The sequence below is a fragment of the Streptomyces sp. NPDC005017 genome (genome assembly GCF_042873115.1).
In the GTDB taxonomy this organism is placed as follows: domain Bacteria; phylum Actinomycetota; class Actinomycetes; order Streptomycetales; family Streptomycetaceae; genus Streptomyces.
The window spans coordinates 65229-88384 of the sequence record NZ_JBIALD010000025.1 but is presented as its reverse complement, the minus strand read 5'-3'; the positions used below and the strand labels follow the sequence as shown (position 1 = coordinate 88384).

The 23156-nt window shown below is 73.2% G+C and carries 19 protein-coding genes; 11 read left to right on the top strand and 8 right to left on the bottom strand.

The features are described 5' to 3' along the window. Window positions 1-8 precede the first annotated feature (8 nt). The 5 genes from ACFYR0_RS30055 to ACFYR0_RS30035 all read right to left on the bottom strand — a co-directional run bounded on the left by ACFYR0_RS30055 (window position 9) and on the right by ACFYR0_RS30035 (window position 6259). Window positions 9-455: a hypothetical protein gene (locus ACFYR0_RS30055; RefSeq protein ID WP_389334928.1), complete on the bottom strand. Its 447-nt coding sequence runs from the start codon at window positions 453-455 to the stop codon at window positions 9-11. Then, the gene (locus tag ACFYR0_RS30050; RefSeq protein WP_389334925.1) at window positions 455-3136 is read right to left on the bottom strand and encodes a multicopper oxidase domain-containing protein; all 2682 of its coding nucleotides are present in this window, start codon (window positions 3134-3136) and stop codon (window positions 455-457) included. Before ACFYR0_RS30050 ends, ACFYR0_RS30055 begins: the two co-directional genes overlap by 1 nt. Continuing rightward, the gene (locus tag ACFYR0_RS30045; RefSeq protein WP_389334922.1) at window positions 3117-4391 is read right to left on the bottom strand and encodes a TIGR04053 family radical SAM/SPASM domain-containing protein; all 1275 of its coding nucleotides are present in this window, start codon (window positions 4389-4391) and stop codon (window positions 3117-3119) included. The genes ACFYR0_RS30050 and ACFYR0_RS30045 overlap by 20 nt, the downstream gene beginning before the upstream one ends. Before the next feature lie 440 nt (window positions 4392-4831). Beyond that, window positions 4832-5329, bottom strand: a complete 498-nt coding sequence (locus ACFYR0_RS30040; RefSeq protein ID WP_389334919.1) for a hypothetical protein — start codon at window positions 5327-5329, stop codon at window positions 4832-4834. 96 nt (window positions 5330-5425) lie between these two features. Then, entirely contained in the window at window positions 5426-6259 is an 834-nt protein-coding gene (locus ACFYR0_RS30035) for a DUF2249 domain-containing protein (RefSeq protein ID WP_389334916.1), read from the bottom strand. Window positions 6260-6681: 422 nt separating this feature from the next. Between ACFYR0_RS30035 and ACFYR0_RS30030 the strand changes: the two genes are divergently transcribed. Genes ACFYR0_RS30030 through ACFYR0_RS30010 form a run of 5 tightly spaced genes read left to right on the top strand, consistent with a single transcriptional unit; the run spans window position 6682 to window position 14167 of the window. Continuing rightward, entirely contained in the window at window positions 6682-10380 is a 3699-nt protein-coding gene (locus ACFYR0_RS30030) for a nitrate reductase subunit alpha (RefSeq protein WP_389334913.1), read from the top strand. Window position 10381: 1 nt separating this feature from the next. Then, a complete protein-coding gene (gene narH / locus ACFYR0_RS30025) occupies window positions 10382-11935 on the top strand; it encodes a nitrate reductase subunit beta (RefSeq protein WP_389334910.1) in 1554 nt (517 codons plus the stop codon). Continuing rightward, window positions 11935-12771: a nitrate reductase molybdenum cofactor assembly chaperone gene (gene narJ / locus ACFYR0_RS30020; protein WP_389334907.1), complete on the top strand. Its 837-nt coding sequence runs from the start codon at window positions 11935-11937 to the stop codon at window positions 12769-12771. The genes narH and narJ overlap by 1 nt, the downstream gene beginning before the upstream one ends. Further along, window positions 12768-13550 (top strand): respiratory nitrate reductase subunit gamma, encoded by a 783-nt coding sequence (gene narI / locus ACFYR0_RS30015; RefSeq protein ID WP_389334904.1) that lies wholly within the window; start codon window positions 12768-12770, stop codon window positions 13548-13550. Before narJ ends, narI begins: the two co-directional genes overlap by 4 nt. Then, window positions 13547-14167 (top strand): vitamin K epoxide reductase family protein, encoded by a 621-nt coding sequence (locus ACFYR0_RS30010; protein ID WP_389334901.1) that lies wholly within the window; start codon window positions 13547-13549, stop codon window positions 14165-14167. The genes narI and ACFYR0_RS30010 overlap by 4 nt, the downstream gene beginning before the upstream one ends. A 6-nt stretch (window positions 14168-14173) precedes the next feature. Here the strand turns inward: ACFYR0_RS30010 and ACFYR0_RS30005 are convergent, their stop codons facing one another. From ACFYR0_RS30005 to ACFYR0_RS29995, 3 genes are all read right to left on the bottom strand, one after another. Continuing rightward, complete coding sequence (locus ACFYR0_RS30005; RefSeq protein ID WP_389334898.1) at window positions 14174-14863, bottom strand: response regulator; 690 nt, start codon at window positions 14861-14863, stop codon at window positions 14174-14176. A 277-nt stretch (window positions 14864-15140) separates the two neighbouring features. Beyond that, entirely contained in the window at window positions 15141-15764 is a 624-nt protein-coding gene (locus tag ACFYR0_RS30000; protein ID WP_389334895.1) for a hypothetical protein, read from the bottom strand. A 243-nt stretch (window positions 15765-16007) separates the two neighbouring features. After that, window positions 16008-16328, bottom strand: a complete 321-nt coding sequence (locus tag ACFYR0_RS29995; RefSeq protein WP_389335052.1) for a WhiB family transcriptional regulator — start codon at window positions 16326-16328, stop codon at window positions 16008-16010. A gap of 264 nt (window positions 16329-16592) precedes the next feature. Between ACFYR0_RS29995 and ACFYR0_RS29990 the strand changes: the two genes are divergently transcribed. From ACFYR0_RS29990 to ACFYR0_RS29965, 6 genes are all read left to right on the top strand, one after another. Continuing rightward, window positions 16593-16889 carry a hypothetical protein gene (locus ACFYR0_RS29990; protein ID WP_389334892.1) on the top strand — a complete coding sequence of 99 codons (297 nt, stop codon included), beginning with the start codon at window positions 16593-16595 and terminating at the stop codon, window positions 16887-16889. 269 nt (window positions 16890-17158) lie between these two features. After that, on the top strand, window positions 17159-18268 hold the full coding sequence (locus tag ACFYR0_RS29985; protein ID WP_389335049.1) for a tetratricopeptide repeat protein: 1110 nt from the start codon (window positions 17159-17161) through the stop codon (window positions 18266-18268). Continuing rightward, window positions 18265-19293 carry a polyprenyl synthetase family protein gene (locus ACFYR0_RS29980; RefSeq protein WP_389334889.1) on the top strand — a complete coding sequence of 343 codons (1029 nt, stop codon included), beginning with the start codon at window positions 18265-18267 and terminating at the stop codon, window positions 19291-19293. The genes ACFYR0_RS29985 and ACFYR0_RS29980 overlap by 4 nt, the downstream gene beginning before the upstream one ends. 211 nt (window positions 19294-19504) lie before the next feature. Continuing rightward, window positions 19505-21397 carry an FUSC family protein gene (locus tag ACFYR0_RS29975; RefSeq protein WP_389334885.1) on the top strand — a complete coding sequence of 631 codons (1893 nt, stop codon included), beginning with the start codon at window positions 19505-19507 and terminating at the stop codon, window positions 21395-21397. 195 nt (window positions 21398-21592) lie between these two features. Beyond that, a complete protein-coding gene (locus ACFYR0_RS29970) occupies window positions 21593-21766 on the top strand; it encodes a hypothetical protein (protein ID WP_389334882.1) in 174 nt (57 codons plus the stop codon). Window positions 21767-22416: 650 nt separating this feature from the next. Further along, window positions 22417-23145: a 4'-phosphopantetheinyl transferase family protein gene (locus ACFYR0_RS29965; RefSeq protein ID WP_389334879.1), complete on the top strand. Its 729-nt coding sequence runs from the start codon at window positions 22417-22419 to the stop codon at window positions 23143-23145. Window positions 23146-23156: the final 11 nt, after the last annotated feature.

The window sequence follows — 23156 nt, the reverse complement described above, 5'->3', positions numbered from 1 at the left end:
GCCGTCGGTCATGTGGCGGGCAGGGCGGTGGCCAGCAGGACGACGCCGAGCGAGCCGACGAGCGAGACGACCGCGAGAACCCGGGCCAGTTCGGCGCGGCCCTTGGCGTGGGCGATGCCGTGCCCGGCGGCGGCGAGCATCACCACCGCGAACAGGGCGAGTTTGGCCGCGAGGGTGCGGCCGTAGCCGGGTTCGGCGAGGGACGCCCAGGTGACTCCCCTGTGCTGGGCCATGGCCAGGCCGGTGGCCAGTTGCACGGGCAGGAACACCGCTCCGGTCAGCATCCCGAAACGGCGGCCGGCCGCGGCGGTGAAGCGGTCCTTGGCGTCCGGGGCGAGCAGATGACGGGCCAGCGGCAGGACGACCAGGGAGAGGGCGAGCTGGCCGCCGACCCACAGGGCGGCTCCGGCCACGTGCGCGAAGCGCACCAGGGACCACCAGCCGACGGTGTCCATCAGCCGCTCACCTCCACCGTGCCGTGCGCGCCCGCCTCGGCGTGGCGCATGTCGTGGTCGACGAAGGCGTAGTGGCCGGCCTCGGGGAACGTCGTCTCGACGAAGCCGCCCTGCGCCGGGGCCAGGTCCAGCACCTGCGCGCCGCCCGCGTCCTGGGGCTTCAGCAGGTAGGCGCCTTCCTTGTACACGGTGTCGAAGACGGTGCCGACGACGTGGAAGGCGATGCCGTCGCCGGGACCGCCGGCGACGACCCAGAAGCGGGCCCGTTCACCGGCCTTGGCCTTCAGGGGCTGACGGGCGTACTGGTTCGCGATGCCGTTGAACGCCCAGGCGTCAGGGGTGTTCTGCCGCATCTTCGTCACCTGGGCGGTGCTGCCGGGGGTGCCGAGGTAGAGCTGGGAGGAGACCAGTACGTATTCGTGGTCGGCCTCGGGCAGGCCGGGCGGGTCGATGACGACCGCTCCGTACATGCCGTTGCCGATGTGCTGGAGCATGGGTGCGGTGCTGCAGTGGTAGAGCCAGGCTCCGGCCTTCTCGGCGCGGAAGCGGTAGACCAGGCGTTCGCCGGGCCGGATCGTGCGCATCGGCCCGTCCGGGGCGAGGGAGCCGGCGTGGAAGTCGATGCCGTGACCCATGTCGTGGTCGTCGTTGACGAGTGTGACCTCGAAGACGTCGCCGACCTTGCCGCGCAGGGTGGGGCCCGGGGCGGTGCCGCCGAACGTCCACATCTGCTGCTTCACGCCCGGAGCGACCTCCACCGTGGTGTGGGCGGCGCGCAGTTCGACCTTGTGGAGCTTCCCGGCGGGTGCGGGCGCGAGGCGCGCGTCGCGTGCCCGCCAGCCGGTGGTGAAGGGCGCGCCGAGGTCCAGGCCGCTGTCGTCGGGGGCGGTGGCGTGTCCTTCGTGCGCCCCGCCGCCGGCGCCGGAAGAGGCGTGTCCCTGGTGCTCGCCGTTGCCGCCGGCGGCCGAGGTGTGGGCGTCGTCGGTCGCCGAGTCGTCCTTCACGACGATGTCCATCGTCATTCCGGCCGCCCGGTGGCCGGGCAGGGTGCACCAGGCCTCGCGGTCCTCGGTGACAGGTCCCAGGTCGAGTTCACGGGTGCCGCCCCGGGCGAGCATCGGGGTGGAGGGGCCGTTCTCGACCTTGAGATCGTGGCGCTGGGCGTCGGTGTTGGTGACCCTCAGCCGCAGTACGGTGCCCGCCGGGACCTCGATCCGGGCGGGACGTACGCGCATGTCGGCCAGGATGACGGCGACCGTGCGCGGTGTTCCGCCGCCCGGGCCCGCCGTTCCGCCGGCGCTCGCCGGGCCGCTCGTGTCGCCGCCGCTGTTGGCGACGAGGACGGCCAGCACGGTGACCGCGGCGCCCACGGCCGTGCCCCAGACGGCGGGGCGCCGGGCGATGCGGGTCCGGTCCGCGTCCTGGGCGAGTCTCTGTGCGCCGCGGACCAGTGCCCACACCACCAGGGCGAGGAACGATGCCACGGCCGCTCCGGCCAGCAGCGTGCCCACCGTGCCGACGGGGCCGGGCAGCGGCAGCGCGAGCAGGGCGAGGCCCAGGTTGAGCAGGACGAGCCGCGCTGCCCAGCCCCGTTCGAGGACGGCCCGCAGCGCGGCCCGTTCCCCCGGCCCGCCGGAGAGCACGATGGGCAGCAGGTAGGTGAGGGCTCCGACGAGGATCTGCCCGACGAAGCCGACGAGCAGTACCGGGACCAGGGACCCGACGCCGTCCGCGACCTCGGCGAGCGGCCGTACGGCCAGCAGCGCCAGGTCCGCGGCCACGCCGGCGACGAGCCAGCCCGTGGCGGCGGCCAGCATCCACGCGGCGGCCGCCGAGACCGCGGGCCGCCGTCGCACCGTACGGGCCAGGAGCTGCCCCGCGACGGCGACACCGGCCGCGTACGCGGCGACCCCGGCGACGGCGGCGGGACGCCGTCCCGCGGCCAGTGCGGCGACGGCGGTGAGCAGGCCGCCCCCGGTGAGCATCAGCACCCGGCGCGCCAGGCGTGTGGTGCGCTCGGCCATCCGCACACCCAGCACGGTGGGCCAGAGCATGAACAGCGTGCCGAGGACGGGCAGCCCGATCCAGCCGAGCAGGGTGGCGTGTACGTGGGCGAGTTTGAGTCCGGCGTAGTGCTGGGGGCCTGCCGTACCGGTGGCCAGCAGCCAGCCCGGTACCGCGCCGACGATCAGGGCCGCGGCTCCGGCCCGGTAGTAGTCGGCGATGGGGGCGAGCCGTCCGCCGAGCGCGCCCCGGCCCATGCGGACCAGGACCACCAGGTGCGCGCCGACCGCGGTGATCAGCAGCACGCTGCCGACGCCGGTCAGTACGGGCAGGTCGGCCCAGAGGCCGGTCAGGACGCCCACGGCACCGGCGTTGACGCCGGCCAGCCGGGCGTTGCTCCAGCGCCGTTCGGGGAGCCGGGCGTGGAGCATGGCCACGGCGAAGTGCTCGCTCCACACGAGGACGGCGGTGGTGGCGGCGCCGACCAGGAACATGTGGACGGACAGCCAGCGGGCGGCGGGCAGGGTCTGCTGCAGGCTCGCCGCCAGCAGCGCGAGCACCACCCAGGCCGCGACCAGGACATGGGCCGTCAGATGCCGTCGGCGCGGTCCGGACGCCTTGAACCTGGTGGGCGGCCGGCCTCCCCCGGCGGCCGCGTCATCCTGCTTGGTGTACATGACGCTCCTTGCCGCCCGGTGCGGCGGTCTGGCGGGGCCGAGCTTGGCCCTCCGTGTCGGGGCCGCCGCCCAGCAGCGCGGCCAGCTCCCGTCGGCGGGGGAAGGACCCGGGTACGTATCCGCACCACGGTTCCTCGGCGTAGGGGTCGCCGGTGACGCCGTAGGCGCGCGAGCGCGAGCCGCCGCAGACCCGGCGGAACTCGCACGCCCCGCAGCGGCCGCCGAGCCGGTCGGCGTCCCGCAGGCCGGTGAAGAGTTCCGAGGTGCGGTAGATCTCCGTCAGCGGTGTCTCGCGCACGCTTCCGGCGCCGAGCGGCAGGAATCCGCTCGGGTGCACGGTGCCGGTGTGGGAGACGAAGACGAAGCCACGGCCCGCGTTGACGTCCAGGGGTGGCCGCCGGACCCGGCGGGCCGCGGTGTCCAGGTGCAGTTCGGCGGTCCGCTCGCGCAGTTCCCGGTACAGGGGGCCGAGTCCGAGCACGGCCGCGTGGTCGTCGCCGGCGGCGGCGAGGACCTGGCGCTGCAGGGCGACGCGGCGGAAGTGGTGCGCCTCGGTGGTCTTGGCCGGCACGGTGAGGCCGACGTCGTACACGAAGTTGAGGACGTCCTCCACCTCGGCGGCTGTCAGCGCGCCCAGGGTGCGGCCGCGGCCGGTGGGCACCAGGAAGAAGGCGCTCCACAGCATCGCCCCGTGTTCGGCGACCAGGCGGACGATGTCCGGCAGGTCGTGCAGGTTGTGCCGGGCCACCGTCGTGTTGATCTGCACCTTCATACCGAGGGCGCGGGCGGCGTCCCAGGCGTCCAGGGTCCAGCGGAACACCCCGGGCACGCCGCGGAAGGTGTCGTGGATCTCGGCGGTCGAGCCGTCCAGGCTCAGCGAGAGCCCGACCGCGCCCGCCTCGTGCAGCTCCCGCAGCCGCTCGGCGGTGAGTGTCGGGGTGCCGGACGGGGACACCGCGACCCGGACCCCGGCCTCCTGCCCGTAGGCGACGAGCTCGTTCAGGTCGGGGCGCTGGAACGGGTCGCCGCCGGTGATGACGAACAGCGGGGCGGGCTGCCCGAAGGCGGCGACCTGGCGCAGCAGGTCCTTCGCGGCGCCGGTGTCCAGCTCGCGCGGGTCGCGGGCGGGCACGGCCTCGGCGCGGCAGTGCAGGCAGGCCAGCGGGCAGGCCCGGGTTGACTCCCAGATGACGATGAAGGGCCGCTCCCCCGCGTCGTGCCGCTGGCGCCGGATGGCATGGGCGGTGGCGTTCATCGCGCGGCCCTGCCCGGCGCCCTGGTGCTGTGTCCGGCCGCCCTGGAGTCAGGGCAGACGAGGCGGGCGGCCGGACGGTGACCGGGCCCAGGGCCCTTCCGGCGGATCTGCGTGCGCGGCACCCACCGTGAGCCGCAGCGGTGGAATCGGCCTCGAGGGCGGTCGACATGGTCGTGCACGGGATACCTCCGGGATCGGTCGCCGTCAGCATCCACCGGCGGCGGTTGTCGGCGCGGCGGCCGATGGTCCAGTCGAGCGGGGCCGTTGGTCCCTCGTCGCGGCGGCGCGACCGGGCCGAACGGCCGTGGGACGGGCGACGGCGTGCGGGAAGGGGCATCGCGGCCGTCGGACGGGCGACGGCGTGCGCGCAGCGCCTCGTGGGCCGGGCGTCCCCGGACGGGACGGACGCCCGGCCCCTCTCCGTGCGCGCCGCCGCATGGTCAGGAACGGTTCGGGGAAGGGGTCGTCAGGGCGTCCGCGGTCGCCACCAGGGCGGCTCCCAGACCGGTCAGCGCGGCGCCGAGGGCCGTGACCAGGGTGGTGAGGTGCCACGCCTGACAGGCGGACATCAGCGAGGCGCGCAGGGTCTGGCCCATGAACGCCGTCTGACGGAGGTCGGCGAGCTTCTCGTCGTCGCTGTCGTGTGCCTCGGCGCTGATCTCCGCGTAGGTGCGGCCGCCCGTGGCATGGGCGACGTTGCCGTTGATGAACTCGGCGTAGGCGTGGGCCTGCGGACCGGTCTCCACGCGCCGGCCGGCGTAGGAGACGAGTCCGGCGGGCAGTCCGCGCTCCGGGAACGTGATCTTCTGGGCGGCCAGCTCGGTACGGATCTCCTTCCTGCCGCTTCTGCCGCGCCACACCATGACGGGTCCGGCGACTGCCAGGGCCGTGCCGACCGTCCCGAGCAGAAGCCCGGCTCGACGATGGGGTCTGTTCACGATGATTTGTCCTGCTTTCTACGATATGTGGGGCGGGGCGGGTGTGTGGCTGCCGGGACGTCGCTCAACACCCGTGCCCCGCTGGGAGGTTGCCGGTCAGCAGTGGCTGAGCCGCAGCCGCCAGGCCTCGGGGCCTCGCTCCAGGTACTCCACGCCGAAGACTCCCGGGCTGCGCTGTTCGATCTGCGCGAGCAGGGGCAGCGGGTCGTGCGGGGCGACCAGCACCATCGCGGTGCCCGCGGGGACGGCGTCCAGTGCCCCGAAGACCGTGGCGTGGCGCAGGGCGTGCGGCACGTCGCGCACGTCCAGTTCGGGCTCGGCCGGCTCCTCGGCGCCGCCGCAGCCGCAGACCCCGCCGCAGCCGCCGGTCTCCTCGGTCCGCTCTTCCTCCACAGCCCTTCCTTGCTGGGTGTCCCGGTCCTTCTCGGGGCTCACGCCGTTCGTGTCGTGGGCGAACCGCCGGTGCATGTCCGACAGCAGTGCGGCGAGGGAGACCTCCGGCGTCATGGCGAGCAGCGGCAGGACGAGGCCGTTCTCCTTGGCCACGTGCTCCTCGAAGAGCACCTGGAGGGCCCGCGCGTCGGCGGCGGCGCCGGCCGGGTCGGGCGCGGTGCGCAGGGCGTCGACGAGGGCGGTGAGACAGCGGTGCTCGCCGATCAGGCTCTCGATGAGCAGCCGGGCCTCGGGCCTGGCGTGGGCGACGGGATAGAGCGCGGCCTCCTCGGCGGCGGCGTGCGGCAGCAGGGAGCGGTCGCAGAAGTCCACGAGCCCGGCGTGGATCCGCTCGGCGGCGCCCGGGTCGCGGTCCACGGCGGTGAGCAGCAGGGTCACCCGGCCGGCCAACTCCCCTGCCAGGCGGGCGTGATGTGCTTCGGCGCTCTGGAGGGCCGTGGCGTCCTCGGGGACCGAGGCGAGGGTCAGCACACTCATGACGGTGTCTCCAGCGGGTCACGGACGGCTCGGCCGGCCGGTGCGGATAGGGGGAGCGCACCCCGGGGTGCGGGCGCCGGAGAACTCCAAGGCGTGGGCACCGGGGTGCCACGTCCGGCCGCGAGGAGCGGCCGGACGCGTGACCGAACCGGGCGCCGCTCGCCGTACGGACCGTGCCCGTGGCAGGCGGGGTCGGGGGAGTTGGCCGCCTGGCGGACGGGAACGCGGTCGTGCGGTCGGGCACGTGCGGTTCGTTCGCCGCCCAGCATGCAACGGATACCGGGCCCGGCCACCGGCCGACCGGGCCCAAGCACCGGGACCATTGGGCCCTACCCCGGACCGCCAGGTTGGGCCGGAAGGTCGCCGGGCGGGGACCGCAGGCCCCAGGTGCGGCCGGGGGTGCGGCGCCTAGCTTTCTGGCCATGGAGAACGATCAGAAGGCACGGCACCAGGCACCGCGAGACGGGGAGGGCTGGCCGCTGGCGGCCCGCAGGCTGCTGAACCGCCGCGAGGTGTCCGCCGACGGCCGCGCCGTGTTCGGCACGGGCGATCCGCAGTGGGAGGGCTTCTACCGTGACCGGTGGGCCCACGACAAGGTGGTGCGCTCCACGCACGGCGTGAACTGCACGGGCTCGTGCTCGTGGATGGTGTACGTCAAGGACGGCATCATCACCTGGGAGCACCAGGCCACCGACTACCCGTCGATCGGCGCGGACTGCCCCGAGTACGAGCCGCGCGGCTGCCCTCGCGGTGCCTCGTTCTCCTGGTACACCTACTCCCCCAGCCGGGTCCGCTACCCCTACGTCCGCGGCGCCCTGCTGAAGCTGTGGCGCGAGGCCCGCAAGCGGCTGGGCGACCCGGTGGCGGCCTGGGCGGAGATCACCGGCGACCCGGCGAAGGCCCGTGCCTACAAGCGGGCCCGCGGCAAGGGCGGCCTGGTGCGCGCGGAGTGGGACGAGGTGTCCGAGCTGGTCGCCGCCGCCCATGTGCACACCATCAAGGAGTACGGCCCCGACCGGGTCGCGGGCTTCTCCCCGATCCCGGCGATGTCGATGGCGTCGTTCGCGGCCGGTGCCCGTTTCATGTCGCTGATCGGCGGCACGCTGCTGTCGTTCTACGACTGGTACGCCGACCTGCCGGTCGCCTCGCCGCAGGTGTTCGGTGACCAGACGGACGTCCCCGAGGCCGCCGACTGGTGGAACGCCGGCTATCTGATCATGTGGGGCTCCAACATCCCGGTGACCCGCACGCCGGACGCGCACTTCCTGACCGAGACGCGTTACAACGGCACCAAGGTGGTCGCGGTCAGCCCCGACTACGCGGACAACGTCAAGCACGCGGACGAGTGGGTGGCCCCGCACCCGGGCACGGACGGGGCGCTGGCGATGGCCATGGGGCACGTCATCCTGCGCGAGTTCCTCGTGGACCGTGAAGTGCCCTACTTCCAGGACTACCTGAGGAAGTTCACGGACGCGCCGTTCCTGGTGGCGCTGCGCGAGAACGACCGCGGGCTGGTCCCGGCCGGGTTCCTGACCGCGGCCGACCTCGGGCACGACACGGAGCACGCCGAGTCCAAGACGGTGCTCCTGGACGCGGCCACGGGTGAGCCGGTGGTGCCGAACGGTTCGCTCGGCTTCCGCTGGGGGGAGGCCGAGCAGGGCCGCTGGAACCTCGACCTGGGCGACACCGTGCCCGAGCTGAGCCTGCTCGACAGCGCCGAGGACACCGTGGCCGTGGCGCTGCCCCGCTTCGACGAGGGCGGCACGGAGGGCGGCTCGGTCATGGTGCGCGGCGTGCCGGTACGGCGCGTCGGCGGGCGCCTGGTCACCACCGTCTTCGACCTGATGCTGGCGCAGTACGGGGTCGGGCGCCCGGGTCTGCCGGGCAACTGGCCGACGTCGTACGAGGACGCCGACGAGCCCTACACCCCGGCCTGGCAGGAGACCATCACCTCGGTCCCCGCCGAGCAGGCGGCCCGCATCGCGCGGGAGTTCGCCCGTAACGCGGAGCGGACCAACGGCCGGTCGATGATCGCCCTCGGCGCCGGCACCAACCACTGGTTCCACTCCGACACCATCTACCGCGCGTTCCTGGCCCTGCTCACCATGACCGGCTGCCAGGGCGTCAACGGCGGCGGCTGGGCGCACTACGTCGGCCAGGAGAAGATCCGCCCGGTCACCGGGCTCCAGCATCTGGCGTTCGCCTTCGACTGGCAGCGCCCCACCCGGCACATGGCGGGCACCTCGTACTGGTACCTGAACTCCGACCAGTGGCGCTACGAGGCGTTCGGGCCCGACGAGCTGGCCTCCCCGCTCGGCGAGGGCCGCTTCCAGGGCAAGGGCTTCGCCGACTGTCTGGCGCAGGCGATCCGCCTGGGCTGGACGCCCGGTCACCCCGGCTTCAACCGCAACCCGCTGGACCTGACAGAGGAGGCGAAGGCGGCGGGCCGGCCGGTCGCCGAGCACATCGTCGGTGAACTGAAGTCGGGGCGGCTGAAGTTCGCCGCCGAGGACCCCGACGACCCGGCCAACTTCCCGCGCGTGCTGACCGTCTGGCGGGCGAACCTGCTCGGCTCCTCCGGCAAGGGAAACGAGTACTTCCTGCGCCATCTGCTGGGCACCGACGCGGCGGTCCGCTCCGAGGAGACTCCGCCCGGGCAGCGCCCGAAGGACGTGGTGTGGCGGGACGAGGCCCCCGAGGGCAAGCTCGATCTGCTGGTCGACGTGGACTTCCGGATGACCTCCACCGGCCTGCTCTCCGACGTCGTCCTGCCGGCCGCGACCTGGTACGAGAAGGACGACCTGTCCTCCACGGACATGCACCCCTTCGTGCACGCTTTCACCCCGGCCATCGCCCCGCCCTGGCAGGCCCGCACCGACTACGACACGTTCCTCACCATCGCCGACCGCTTCAGCGACCTGGCCGCCGAGCACCTCGGCACCCGCACCGACGTCCTCGCCGTGCCGCTGCTGCACGACACCCCGGACGAACTCGCCCAGCCCGGCGGGGTCGTACGGGACTGGAAGACCGGTGAGTGCGAACCGGTGCCAGGCCGGACCATGCCCAAACTCGTCGTCATCGAACGGGACTACGCCGCGACCGCGCAGAAGATGCGCGCCGTCGGCCCGCTGCTGGACACCCTCGGCACCACCACCAAGGGCGTCACCGTCCACCCGAACCAGGAGCTGGACGAGCTGCGGCGGCGCTGCGGCACCGTCCGGGACGGCATCGCCGCGGGCCGCCCGTCCCTGGCCACCGCCACCGACATGTGCGAGGCGATCCTGGCGCTGTCCGGCACCACCAACGGCCGCCTGGCCACCGAGGGCTTCCGCGAACTGGAGCGGCAGACCGGCAGCGAGGGCCTGGTGGAGCTCGCCTCCGAACGGGAGGCCGAGCGGATCACCTTCGCCGACACACGCTCCCAGCCGCGCGCGGTGATGACGTCGTACGAGTGGTCCGGCAGCGAGACCGGAGGCCGGCGCTACTCGCCCTTCGTCATCAACGTCGAGCACAAGAAGCCCTGGCACACCCTCACCGGCCGGCAGCACTTCTTCGTCCAACACGACTGGATGACCGAACTCGGCGAGCAACTGCCCGTATTCCGGCCGCCGTTGAACACCCCCCGGCACTACGGGGACGAGCAGCTGCACGAGGACGGCCGGGCGGAGGTCACGGTCCGCTACCTCACCCCGCACTCGAAGTGGTCCATCCACTCCAACTACCAGGACAACAAGTACATGCTCGACCTGTCCCGCGGTGGCCCGGTGATCTGGATGTCCACCCTCGACGCCGAGAAGATCGGCGTGAAGGACAACGAGTGGATCGAGGCGTACAACCGCAACGGTGTCGTCGCCTGCCGGGCCGTGGTCACCCACCGCATGCCCGAGGGAACCGTGTACATGTACCACGCCCAGGACCGCAACGTGAACGTACCGAAGACCGAGGTCAGCGGGAAGCGCGGCGGCATCCACAACTCCCTGACCCGGCTGCTGCTCAAGCCGACCCATCTCGCGGGCGGCTACGCCCAGTTCACCTACGCCTTCAACTACTACGGCCCGACCGGCAACCAGCGCGACGAGGTCACCGTCATCCGCCGCCGCAGCCAGCAAGTGGAGTACTGACATGTCCCGTGGCGAAGCCCCCATCGGACGAGTGATGGCACAGATCGCGATGGTGATGAACCTCGACAAGTGCATCGGCTGTCACACCTGTTCCGTCACCTGCAAGCAGACCTGGACCAACCGCACCGGCGTCGAGTACGCCTGGTTCAACAACGTCGAGACCAAGCCCGGTGTCGGCTACCCCCGCCGCTACGAGGACCAGGAGCAGTGGAAGGGCGGCTGGATGCTCGACAAGAAGGGGCGCCTGGTCCTGCGCTCCGGGGGCCGGGTCAAGCGGCTGCTGTCACTGTTCTCCAACCCCGACCTGCCGGGCATCGAGGACTACTACGAGCCGGTCACCTACGACTACGACAACCTCATCAGCGCCCCCGCCGGCCCGGACATGCCGGTCGCCCGTCCCCGCTCCGTCCTCACCGGCCGGCCCACCGCCATCACCTGGGGCGCCAACTGGGAGGACGGCCTCGGCGGCGCCGCCGAGAACGCGGGCGCCGACCCCAACCTGAGCGGCGAGTGGGCCGAGAAGGTCAAGTTCGAGTTCGAGCAGACCTTCCTCTTCCATCTGCCCCGCCTGTGCGAGCACTGCCTCAACCCCGCCTGCGTGTCGGCCTGTCCGTCGGGCGCGATGTACAAGCGGGTCGAGGACGGCATCGTCCTCGTCGACCAGGACCGCTGCCGGGGCTGGCGGATGTGCGTGACGGCGTGCCCGTACAAGAAGGTGTACGTCAACCACGCCACCGGCAAGGCCGAGAAGTGCACCTTCTGCTTCCCGCGCATCGAGGCCGGACAGCCCACGGTCTGCTCCGAGACCTGCGTCGGCCGCCTGCGCTACCTCGGCCTGCTCCTCTACGACGCCGACCGCGTCGGCGAGGCGGCGGCCACCCCCGACGAGCGGGACCTGCTGGACGCCCAGCGGAACGTGTTCCTCGACCCGAACGACCCCGAAGTCGCCGCCGCCGCAAAGGAGTCGGGGATTCCGGAGGACTGGCTGGCGGCAGCCCGCCGCTCCCCCGTGTACGACCTGGTCTCCCGCTACAAGGTGGCCCTGCCCCTGCACCCGGAGTACCGCACCCTGCCCATGGTCTGGTACGTGCCGCCGCTGTCCCCCGTCCTCGACGCCGTCGACGCGGCGGGCGGCAACCAGGACGACCCCGACCATGTCTTCGCCGCCGTCACCCGGCTGCGCATCCCGCTGGAGTACCTGGCGGAGCTGTTCACCGCCGGGGACACCGACGTCGTCGCCGGAGTGCTGATGAAACTCACCGCCCTGCGCTCGTACATGCGCGAACGCACCCTGGGCGAGGACGGCGACGAGGCGGCGCTCCGGGCCGTTGGCCTCACGGCACGCGAGGCGGAGGACCTGCACCGGCTGCTCGCCGTCGCCAAGTACGAGGACCGCTACGTCGTCCCCGCCGCGCACAAGGAGGACGCCGCCGCGCTGACCGCGATGGAGAACCGCTGCCCGGTCGAGTCCTCCGGCGACCCGGAGGGCTCCCCCCGCGGCCGCGTGATGCTCGGCATCCCCACCCTGCGCCGCAACACCGCCGGAGACCGCTGATGAGCCCCCGCCCGAACGCCGCCCAGGGGACACCCAGAACGGCCACGATTCCCGCGCTCGTGCGCACCCGCGTCCGCGCGGCCGTACGCCGACCCGCCCGGCTCACCCGCGAGGAGGCCGAGGCACGCACCCTCACCCTGCGGCTGTGCTCGCTGCTGCTCCAGTACCCCGACGCCGAACTCACCGCCTCGCGGGCGGTGCTGGACTCCACCGTCGCGGCGCTGCCGCCCTCGCCGGCCGCCAAGCACCTGGCGTCCTTCACCGCCTGGTTCACCGGCCAGGAGCCCGACGCGCTGGAACGGCACTACGTCGAGACGTTCGACCTGCGCCGCAGGAGCAGCCTGTATCTCACCTACTACCTGCACGGCGACACCCGCCGCCGCGGCATGGCCCTGCTCACCCTCGCCCAGCGCTACCGGGCCGCGGGCTGGGACACCGACGGCAGTGAACTGCCCGACCACCTCCCGGTCGTGCTGGAGTTCGCCGCCCTGGCCGGACCCGGCGGCGGCGAGGCACCGCTGCGCCAGCACCGGCGCGGCCTGGAGCTGATCCACCGGGCCCTGACCGACGCCGACTCGCCCTACCGGCACGTCCTGGCCGCGCTGCTCACCCTGCTGCCGCCGGCCAGCGAGGCCGACCGCGCGGCGGTGGCCCGCCTCGTCGCCGAGGGCCCGCCGAACGAGGACGTCGGCCTCGACCCCTACGGCTCCGACGGGTCCAACGGGCTTTACGGAGACGGGGAGTTCGCGCCTCCGGGCACCTTCACGCCGCCGATGCCCGCCCCGCCGACCCGGGTTCCGCCCGCCCCGACCCTTCACACGGAAGGCCCACGATGAACACCGCGCACTCCCTCTCGGCCGCCGCCCCGGCGAGCGGTGCCGATCTGCTCCTGTGGGTCGCCGTCCCCTACATCTGCCTCGCCGTGTTCGTGGTCGGGCACATCTGGCGCTACCGGCAGGACCAGTTCGGCTGGACCTCCCGCACCAGCCAGCTCCTCGAACACCGCTGGCTGCGCTTCGGCAGCCCGCTGTTCCACCTCGGCGCCTTCATGGTCATCGCCGGGCACGTGGTCGGGCTCGCCGTCCCCGACTCGTGGACCGAGGCCGTCGGCATCACCGAGCACGCCTACCACACCACGGCCGTCTGGGCGGGCTCGGTGGCGGGCGTCGCCATGGTCGCGGGACTGGGCATGCTGTGCGCCCGCCGGCTGCTGAACCGCAGCATCCGGCTGGGCACCGACCGCAGCGACAAGCTGCTCTTCCCGCTGCTGTCCGCCACGGTCCTGCTGGGCATCCTCGCCACCTTCGCGCACAACGTCTTCGGCGCCGGCTACGACTACCGCTCCACCGTCTCCGTCTGGTTCCGCGGCCTGTTCGTCCTCCAGCCGCAGCCGGAGGCCGTCGCCGGCGCACCGTTGCTGTTCCAGCTGCACGCCCTCACCGCCTGCCTGCTCTTCGCGGCCTGGCCGTTCACCCGGCTCGTGCACGTGTGGAGCGCCCCGATCGGCTACCTGGCCCGCCCGTATCTCGTCTACCGGCGACGGCCCACCACGGCCACGGCCCCGGCGGGCACGCGCCGGACCCGGTCGGCCCCCGGTTCCCGACGGGCCGCATGACGCGCGCGCTCACCGAGCCGCCCGACGACACCACCGTCCGGCGGCTCGACCGGCGTACCGGGTGGGTGATGGTCCTCACCGGGATCGTCGGCTGGCTCGCGTCCTTCGAGCTCACCCTGGACGACTGGCGACTGCTGCGCGATCCCGCCTATCAGCCGCCCTGCGACCTGAGCCCGGTCGTGAGCTGCGGCAGCGTCATGTCCAGCCCGCAGGGCAGCCTGTTCGGCTTTCCCAACATGCTGCTCGGCCTCGCGGCGTTCGCCGCCGTGACCGCCCTGGGCGTCGCCGTACTGTCCGGGGCGCGGCTGCACCGGCGGCTGTGGCTCGCGCTCGACGCCGGGGCGCTGGTGGGCGTGGTGTTCGTGCACTGGCTGATCGTGCAGTCGCTCTACGAGCTCCGGAAGATCTGCCCGTACTGCGCCGTCGTCTGGGTCGTCACCATCGCCCTGTTCTGGTTCGTCACCCTGCGCTGTCTGGAACGCGGCGACGTCCCCGCGCCACGTGCTGCCGTGGAGCTGCTCAGGGACACCCACTGGCTGTTGCTCGGCGCCTGGTACGGCGTGATCGCGCTGCTCGTCCTCACCCGCTTCTGGGCCTACTGGACCAGCCTGCTGTAGCCGCCCCTACCGCCCGAGCCGGTCCTTGGCCTGGGTGGCGATGACGGCGGCCTGGATGCGCCGTTCCACGCCCAGTTTGGCCAGCAGCCGGGAGATGTGGTTCTTGACCGTCTTCTCCGCGAGGAAGAGCTGCTGCCCGATCTGGCGGTTGGTCAGGCCCTCGCCGATCAGGGCCAGGATCTCCCGCTCCCGCTCGGTCAGGCCGGGCAGGGCGTCGGGCTCGGGGTCGGGCTGCGGTTCCTTGTCCTGACGCAGCCGGGCCATCAGCTTCGCGGTGGCGCTGGCGTCGAGCAGGGACTGGCCGGCGGCCAGCGTGCGTACGGCCGAGACCAGGTCGGTGCCCTTGATCTGCTTCAGCACGTACCCGGACGCACCGGCCATGATGGAGTCCAGCAGCGCCTCCTCGTCGTCGAACGAGGTCAGCATCAGACAGGCCAGCTCGGGCATGGCCGACCGCAGCTCCCGGCACACGGTCACGCCGTCGCCATCCGGCAGCCGCACGTCCAGCACCGCGACCTGGGGCCGCAGCGCGGGTACGCGGACCAGTGCCTGCTCGGCGGTGGCGGCCTCACCGACGACCGTGATGTCCGGTTCGGTGTCGAGGAGGTCGTGCACCCCCCGCCGCACCACCTCGTGGTCGTCCAGCAGGAAGACCCGGATCGGGTTGTCGGGGCCCGGCTGCTCGCCGTCCGCCATCGGTCGCTCCTCGTTCTGCGCTGTCTGAATGCCGCACCGGACCTCGCCCGTCGGTCCGGTACCGGTACGTGTCTGGCACAGATCTTGCGCGATCGCGGGCGGAAGAGCCAGTGCCGCCCGGCCCTGCCGCCCCTGGAACGCACCTTCCGTCGGCCGCATATCGGCACGAATGCGGTGCTACCGGGGCATTTGACCTCTGGCTGTGGGAGGGAGCACACACGGACAGGGGCACCTCCGCCGTAGAGCGGAGGTGCCCCTGTCCGACCTGCACACGGCCTCACCGCAGCCAGCGGTGACGGCTGACGAAGGGCAGTCGCGCCCAGGCCCTGCCCAGCCCCCAGGTGGCGCCGGCGCCCGCGGCGGCGAGGCCGACGAGCACGACGGCGTAGACGAGGTGGTAGTCGGCGAACGGGTTGGTCGACATGCTCGCGGACCCGTCCGACAGGTGCCTGGCCGGCGGCCACTCCGCGACCCACATCAAGGCCATCATCGCCGTGCCGGCGGCCGCCGCGATCCGCAGTCCGACACCCGCGATCAGGGCCAGGCCGACGCCGAGCAGCCCCAGCATGAACAGCCAGTCCGCCCAGGCGGCCCCGGCCCAGTCATGGAAGGCGGACTCCATCGGGCCGACGGCGACGCGGCTGAGGAATCCCTCGGTCGGCGAGCCGCCGTCGATCCAGCCCTTGCCGGACGGGGTGGCGTAACCGAAGCCGAACGTCTTGTCCAGGAACGCCCACAGGAAGACGAACCCCATCAGGAAGCGGAGCCCGGCCAGCACGTACGCGCGGGACGCGGTCGCCGCCGTGGCCGTCGGCTCGGCGGACGCGGGAGAGTTCACGGCCCGACGCGGGGACGTGAAGCGGAACCTCGGGTACCGGTGGGGGTGGTTGTGCACTGCCATGGTCGTTCATCCCTTCCAGGGCTGGGACGTACTGGTGACGGACGGCTCTCGCCGCCCCACCAATGTCCCGCGCCGCCCCCACCGCCCAGAGGGGCTACAGGCCCCTCCCCCAGGCCCGAACGTCCCTGCCCACCGGGCCTGTTGGCGGCATCCCCGGCGCTCGCCTCCGCCGGAAGAGGGCAATCCCGGCAAGCAGGCGCGGTCCGGAACGGCCGCGCCGGGGCGGCACCGTCGGCCGGAGTGTCAGCCCACCGCGGTGGCCGGCTCCGGTGCGGCGACCACGCGCTGCCGTTCGTGTTCGATCCGGGCCGCCTCCAGGAGGCTTCGCCAGGACGTGACGAGCGGCCGGCGCCGCAGCAGGGCGCGGCGTTCGCGCTCCGTCATGCCGCCCCAGACGCCGTGCTCGATGCGCTGGTCCAGCGCGTGGGCGAGGCACTCGGTCCGCACGGGACAGCCCGAGCACACGCCCTTCGCCTGGTTCTGGGCGGCTCCCTCGACGAACAGTCCCTCCGGGTCCGTGCCCCGGCATGCCGCCCGACCGCCCCACTCCGCCTCGTCCCACATCAACGACGCCACCCCTCTCCCCACTCCGGCCCGTCCAACCCCACCTGATTCACCAGGCAGTTCCGAGACCGTACGCCAGTCTCGTCGAACAGAGGACGGCCCGAACGCGACCACGACCCCAACGAGTGAACACCTCTTGCACACCGAGCGAACGGCTGCTTCACCCCGAGTTGGCCGGAGTGCCGGTCTCGTCGCACGGGTCCATGACGTTCCCGCTCCCCGACGAGAGGCGGGCAACTACCCATGAATGCTGCGCTTTTGTCCATGTACGGCCTCCTCTCCCGGGGCATGACGCGGGCCAAGGACAATACGGCACGGGAGCGGCACATGTTCAACCGGACCAGCGGCAAACGCAGGCCGAGAAGAATCACCCAGGCGTGGTACTGGCATGCGAAGCACTACGTGGTGACCGAGTTCGTCCGGTCCCGTGCCGTAAGGACGGTGGCGGGCAACGCGGGCACGTTCTTCAGCACGCTCGAGGACAGCGCCGACGTTCACTCGGGCGACTCCGCCAGCGCGGACGGGGATCGGTTTCCGGCGGGGTCGAGAACGTCGGAGTGATGTTCCGCCGGCGCTCCCGAACGCGGTCGCACGGCGCATCAGGGCGGCCCCAGCGCGCCCGCCACCGCTGACGCACCCTCACGTGATCTGCGCCTCACGGGCAACCCCGGCCATCCCGCCGACGTCTTGCCCGACGACAGCTGAAGCCTTGGCTCCGGGCCCGGGCTTCTTTCCCCACGCTCTATACACATCCTGTATACGCACCGTGTATACACGCCATGTATACACCTGGTGCCCCACTCGGTGTGGAGATCGACCGAAAGGCATCGATGTACGGCAAGGCATTCGCGCCGGAGTACCAGGGCGCACTCACCACCCTCTCCGTCAACTCGTCTCTCACCGACGTACTGGCCGCCGGCACCGAGCAGTTGAAGGCGGCCGAGCAGGCCGGACAGCCCGGCGAGGCGGCGCGTTCCGGGCTCGCGGTCGCCGAGGCGCACCGTCGGCTGGGCCGCGTGGAGGAGGCCGACCAGGCCTGGAAGGCGAGTTACCGCGCGGCGCGTGAGGCCGGGGACACGGCGGCGATGGCCTGGGCCCTGTGGAGCGGCGGCACCCTCGCCCGGCAGCGCGGGGCGTTCGCCCTGGCCAGGCGACTGCTCGAACTCGCGGCCGAACTCGGCGAGCAGGGCGGTGACATCGTCGTCCGCGGCTACTCGCTGGCGGGCCTGGCCGAGACCGGCCGTATCCAGGGCGACTACGAGGCTGTCGGCCGGCTCCACGAGCAACTGCTGGCCGAGGCCCGGCGGCGCGGCGAGGCACGGCACACGGTGTGGGCCCTGGAGGGCATCGCGCAGATGCACCGCAACACCGGCGGCTACGACACCGCGTACGACCTGTTCGAGGAGGCCGCCGGGATAGCCGAGGAGGCCAACGACCATCGCGGTCACGCCTGGGCCCTGCGCGGGCTCGCCGACGTGGTGTCCGTGCGCGACGGCGACACCGAACGCGCGCTGACCTGGCTGTCCGAGGCGGAGACGACGTGCCGGACGATGAAGCTGTCCAGCGCGCTGGCCTACAACCACAAGATGCGCGGCAACGTCCTGTACCGCGCCGGGCGGTACGCCGAGGCCCGCGCGCTGTACGAGCGGTCGCTGGCGGAGTTCCGCGCCATGCGCGAGCCGCGCGGGGAGGCCCTGTCCCGGCTGGGCCTGGCCAAGTCGCTGGCCCGTCTCGGCCGCGACCGGGCCGAGACCGCCGCCGAACTCGCCGACCTGGCCACCACACTGGACCGCATCGGTCTCAAGCACGCCCGGGAGATGGTCGCCAGGGCGCACGAGGAGCTCGGTCTGGCGGGGGCGAGCGGTACGGTTGCGGCGACGTACGCGGGTGCCGGCACTCCGGCGGACGGCACCAACTCCCGCGCGGAGGTCGCACGGTGACCGCGCTGTCCTCCACGGCCCCGGCCGACGCCCCCGCCGCGCTGGACCGCTGCCGGTCGCTGGTGCGGCCCGCACTGGCCGCGGCCGTGGCACGGCTGCACCCCTGGGTAGGCGAGATGGCCGCCTACTCGCTGGGCTGGTGCGAGGTGGGCGGCACCCCGGCCGTCGGTCAAGGCGGCAAGGGCGGCAAGGGCGTACGGCAGGCACTGGCCGTGCTGGGGGCCGAGGCCGCCGGTGCGCCCGCGCGGGCCGGTGTGGCCGCCGCCGTCGCGGTGGAGCTGGTGCACGTCTTCTCCCTGCTCCACGACGACATCATGGACGGCGACGAGGCCCGGCGAGGCCGCCCGGCCGTGTGGAAGGCCTACGGCACCGGACCCGCCGTCCTCGCGGGTGACGCCCTCTTCGCCCTGGCCGTGGAGACGCTCGCCGAACAACCGGGCGGCGCCCACGCGGTGCGGACGCTGTCCGCCGCGCTGAGCGATCTGGTGCGCGGCCAGGCCGACGACCTGCTGTTCGCCGCACGCCCCTGGACGGGCCCGGAGAGGGTGACGCCCGACGAGTACCGGGCCATGGCCGAGCACAAGACGGGGGCGCTGCTGGGATGTTCCGCCGCCCTCGGAGCGGTCCTGGGCGGCACCGACCCCGGCACGGCCGCCGCTCTGGACCGGGCGGGCCGACACCTCGGCGTCGCCTTCCAGATCGTCGACGACGTCCTGGGCATCTGGGGCGATCCCGCCGTCACGGGCAAGCCCGTGCACGGCGACCTGCGGGAACGGAAGAAGACGCTGCCGGTGCTGGTGGCTCTCGGCACTCCCGCCGCCGGGCAGCTCGCGAGGCTCCTGGACACCGATCCCCAGGCCGCCGCTGAGCTGATCGAGAGAGCAGGGGGGCGCTCGGCGGCGCTGGACGAGGCGCGTCGGCATCTCGCCGCCGTGGAGTCGGCGCTCGCCGGGGTGCCGCTGCGCACGACGGCAGTCGACGAGCTGCGGTCTCTGCTCGCCTTCCTCGTGAGCCGGGAACTCTGACGCCACCTCGGCCGCTGTCCGCGAGACCTGGCGGCGGGAGGCGCCGGACCTGTGAGCACCGGCGCAGCCGCGTTCGTCACACCCCCGAAATACTCCTGTTCCCTGCCCTCCAACAATGCTATCTATGGTGGAGAGCGTCGAAGTCCTTGGAAGTCCACCGCACGGCCGCTGCTGTCCGAAGGTGTCCCGCCCTCCTACGGACAGGAGCCCCGTGTCACATCGTGCAGTTGTCGTCCCTCCGCCCTGGCTCGGGCACGCGTTGCGCGCCCAGCGGGGGCCGGTTCCGTGGAGTGCGGTGGTGCGTGGGGCGCTGGCGGCGGGACCGCTGCTGGCCGCCGCCCTGGCCGTCGGGCAGGTCTCGCTCGGGGTCGTCGCCGCGATCGCGGCCATGCTGGCCGGGATCAACGACCGGCCCGGGAGCCGGCGTTCCGCGGTGACACGGCTCGGGGTCCCGGCGGTCGTCGGCGCGGCCGGGCTCGCCGTGGGAACGTACGCCGGTCAGTCGATGGGAGCCGTCGCGCTCAGCCTCGTCCTGCTGGCGCTCGGGACACTCGCGGGATGTGTCAGTGCCGTAGGGCCCGTGGCGTCCTCGGCGGCGACGCAGTTGCTCGTCGCGGCGGCCGTGGGCGCCGGGATGCCGCTGCCCGAATCCGGCTGGCAGCGCGGACTCGCCTATCTCGCCGGGGCCGGCTGGCTGCTCCTGCTGCGCCTGGCGCTGCCCACGCCCGGCGCGCTCGCCGGTGACTTCCGGTTCGACGGCGAGCGGGCGGCCGTGGCCCGGGTGTACGACACGATCGCCGACCTCCTCGACGCCGTCGGCGGCGGGGACGCCGTGGCCCGGCGCACCGCGCTGACCGCCGCGCTCGACCAGGCCCAGGACGCCCTCGCGGGGCCCCGGCTGCGACGGTACGCCGCGTCCGCCGCGGAACGCGGACTGCACGCGCAGTACGCCGCGGCCCTGCCGCTCGCCGAGGCCGCGACCGCGCTGGCCTGGTCCGCCGAAGCCGTCGACGCCCGGGCCCCCGAGGCGCTGCGGAGGCTCGCCGCCGCCGTGCGCGGGGCCACGCACACCGGTCCGCTGCCCGCGCCCCACCGTTCCGCGCCCGCGCTGCGCGCTCTCGACGACGCGCTGCTGGCCGCCGCCCAGGCCTTCGACCGCGGCGACGGGGGCGTTCCGCACACACGCGGCGCCGGGCCCGCCGGTGCCGTCCGCACGGCCCTCGGTGTCGGCGGGCGCGAGTACGGCTTCCGCGTGGGTCTGTCCTTCGGGGCGGCCGCGGCCGCCGCGCAGTGGCTGCACCACGCGCAGTGGTACGGGGCGCACACCCACTGGTACTGGCTGCCCGTGACCGCGGTGTTCCTGGTCAAGCCCGATCTCGGGCCGCTGGTCTCGCGGGTGCTGTGCCGTGCCGCGGGGACCGTGCTGGGCGCTCTCGTCTTCGCCGCTCTCGCCGCCGTCCCGCCCGGACCGGCGGGGCTCGTCGCGGTGGTGACGGTGTGCGGGGCGCTGCTCCCCGTCGCCACACGGCACTTCGCCGCGCTGACCACGGTCGTGACCGTGCTGGTGCTGGCGCTGGTCATGGCGGGCGGCGAACCGCAGGCCTCCACGGGCCGGATCGGCGAGACCCTGCTGGCCTGCGTGATCGTCCTGGTCGTGGGGCACCTGCCGGTGCCGCTGCCCGGGGATCGCGGCGGAAACGTCCGGGCCCGCCTCGCGACGGCGGCCGAGGCCGCACAGAACTACCTCGCGCACGTGCTGAGCGGCGCCGACGACCGCCCTCGGCGCTGGGGGCTGCGCCGCGAGGCGTACCGCACGCTCGCCGAGGCCAGAGCCACGATCGCGCTGACCGCCGCCGAACTGCCCGCCCTCGCCCGGCACGCCGACGGCGCGGAGGAGGCCGTCGCCCTGCTGGAGCGGCTGGTCGACACCGTCACCGCGTGCGCCGTGCACCTCGACGACACCGGTGGACTGACTCCGCGGCACACCCGTCAGATCGACGCCGTACTGGAACGGCTCGCGGTCCACCAGGAGAAGGCCGGCCTCGCGCTGCCCCCGTTCGTCCTCCCGGTCCCGCTCGCCGAACGGGCGGTCACCGCCGGTTAGGTCCCGGCGACCTGTCGGCGGAGCGGCAGGCCGGGGCCGGCGACTGGCCGAAGGGGCGGCAGGCCGGGCCGGCGACAGGCCGACGAGGAGGCAGGCCGGCCGGACCGTGGCGCGCCGAGCCACGGCGGAAGGGCCGGTACGTGTGACCTCCCCGCTTCGCGGGCACTCGGGCGGGGTGAGTGGGGAGGTGCTGCAATGAGCGCTGGAGAGAAGGCCAAGGCCAAGGCCGAACAGGTCGCCGGAAAGACCGTGCGAACCGTGGCCCACGCGATGCACAAGGAAACCCTCGCGGCCAAGGGTGCCGCCCTCGAGACGCGCGGCAAGATGCGCGGGGCGAAGGAGAAGACCAAGGACTCCTTCAAGCACTGACGACCGGCGCGCCCTTCGCGCCGGTGCCGCCCATCGGGTGGCGGTCCGCCGCGCGGCCAGGTCCACTCCTGGCCGCGCGGCGGACCGCTGCGCACGCACCGGTCTCATAGCCGCCGCACGGCCCGACCTGGAACTCTTCGACCTGTTCCCGCCCGGGTGCCGCACGCCCGGCCTCGGCCCGGCGGCCGAGCGGGGAGCAGCACATCATTTCGGCCAGGGCGGCGGCGCCAGTAGTTGCCACTCAAATCGAACACATGACGCGGCACTACTCCCGTGCGCCTCCGGCGAAGCCACCTCGGAGCTCCCACCGTCAGGGCGTGGCCGGCCGAGCCCGCTTGAGTGCCGCCCACTCATGTGACCGGGTGGCCCCGGTGATGTGCTGGCCACAGCCAGCACGACCGCCTCGCCGCACACCTCACCCACTGCCCGGCACCGACGTACCCCTCGGAGTCACCGCCCTGGCCGTTCAGGCCCGACGGGCACACCCCCGCGTACCCGCACGTCCGCGCCGCCAGGCGTTCCCGGCACACGTTCCCGGCACACGAAGGACACGAAGGAGTCGGCTTGATGAGGACCTCGGACCCGTATCCAGGCGGGCTCGGCGGCCACTTGTCGTTCCCGTTCCGGGCCGAGCACGCGGAGGCCGCGCGATGACGGACCTGTGGCTGCTGCCCGAGGACACGGCGGGCGTCTTCGTCGAGCGCATGGGCGAGGACCGGCTGCTGGGAGAGCAGGAACGGGTCCGCATGGAACGGATGTTGATGCCGCGCCGGCGTCGGCAGTTCCTCGCCGGGCGGCTGTTGTGCCGGCGCGCGCTGAGTGCGCGCACCGGTCATCCCGTGGACGGCTGGGAGTTCCCGGTGAACGAGTTCGGGCGGCCCGAGCCCAGTCCCGGCTGGTACGGCGTGCGGTTCAATCTCTCGCACACCGACGGCCTCGTCGTCTGCGTGGTGACCGACGGCGCGGCCTGCGGCGTGGACGTGGAGGGCCCCCTGTCGCAGGAGTCGGCCGCCCACGTCTCCCGGTTCTTCTCCCCCTCCGAGCGGTCCGAACTGGCCGCCCTGCCCACCGCCGAACGTGCCCGGCGCACAACCGAGTTGTGGGCGCTCAAGGAGGCGTACCTCAAGGGTCTGGGCATCGGTGGGCGGCGCGACTTCGACGGGTTCTCCTTCGCCCCGCGCGGTGCGGCCCGCATCACCGTCCACGACCCGCAGCACCTGCGCGACAGCGGCCCCGGCTGGTGGTTCGAGCTGCTGCGCACCGCTTCTGGACACACTCTCGCCCTCGCCGTCGAGGGCAGCCGGGCCGACGCCGTGCGCCTGGTGGACCTGACCGATCCGACCAGCCTGGACGAGCACTTCGCCGTGTCGGGCGTCTGACCCCTACTGGA

Bases quoted from the DNA above. Each gene is read 5' to 3' on its own strand.
- narH (WP_389334910.1), top strand. From the start codon at position 10,382: ATGTCCCGTGGCGAAGCCCCCATCGGACGAGTGATGGCACAGATCGCG.
- ACFYR0_RS30055 (WP_389334928.1), bottom strand. From the start codon at position 455: ATGGACACCGTCGGCTGGTGGTCCCTGGTGCGCTTCGCGCACGTGGCC.
- ACFYR0_RS30010 (WP_389334901.1), top strand. From the start codon at position 13,547: ATGACGCGCGCGCTCACCGAGCCGCCCGACGACACCACCGTCCGGCGG.
- ACFYR0_RS30000 (WP_389334895.1), bottom strand. From the start codon at position 15,764: ATGGCAGTGCACAACCACCCCCACCGGTACCCGAGGTTCCGCTTCACG.
- ACFYR0_RS29995 (WP_389335052.1), bottom strand. From the start codon at position 16,328: ATGTGGGACGAGGCGGAGTGGGGCGGTCGGGCGGCATGCCGGGGCACG.
- ACFYR0_RS30005 (WP_389334898.1), bottom strand. From the start codon at position 14,863: ATGGCGGACGGCGAGCAGCCGGGCCCCGACAACCCGATCCGGGTCTTC.
- ACFYR0_RS30035 (WP_389334916.1), bottom strand. From the start codon at position 6,259: ATGAGTGTGCTGACCCTCGCCTCGGTCCCCGAGGACGCCACGGCCCTC.
- ACFYR0_RS30045 (WP_389334922.1), bottom strand. From the start codon at position 4,391: ATGAACGCCACCGCCCATGCCATCCGGCGCCAGCGGCACGACGCGGGG.
- ACFYR0_RS30030 (WP_389334913.1), top strand. From the start codon at position 6,682: ATGGAGAACGATCAGAAGGCACGGCACCAGGCACCGCGAGACGGGGAG.
- ACFYR0_RS30050 (WP_389334925.1), bottom strand. From the start codon at position 3,136: ATGTACACCAAGCAGGATGACGCGGCCGCCGGGGGAGGCCGGCCGCCC.
- narI (WP_389334904.1), top strand. From the start codon at position 12,768: ATGAACACCGCGCACTCCCTCTCGGCCGCCGCCCCGGCGAGCGGTGCC.
- ACFYR0_RS29990 (WP_389334892.1), top strand. From the start codon at position 16,593: ATGTACGGCCTCCTCTCCCGGGGCATGACGCGGGCCAAGGACAATACG.
- ACFYR0_RS29965 (WP_389334879.1), top strand. From the start codon at position 22,417: ATGACGGACCTGTGGCTGCTGCCCGAGGACACGGCGGGCGTCTTCGTC.
- narJ (WP_389334907.1), top strand. From the start codon at position 11,935: ATGAGCCCCCGCCCGAACGCCGCCCAGGGGACACCCAGAACGGCCACG.
- ACFYR0_RS29985 (WP_389335049.1), top strand. From the start codon at position 17,159: ATGTACGGCAAGGCATTCGCGCCGGAGTACCAGGGCGCACTCACCACC.
- ACFYR0_RS29970 (WP_389334882.1), top strand. From the start codon at position 21,593: ATGAGCGCTGGAGAGAAGGCCAAGGCCAAGGCCGAACAGGTCGCCGGA.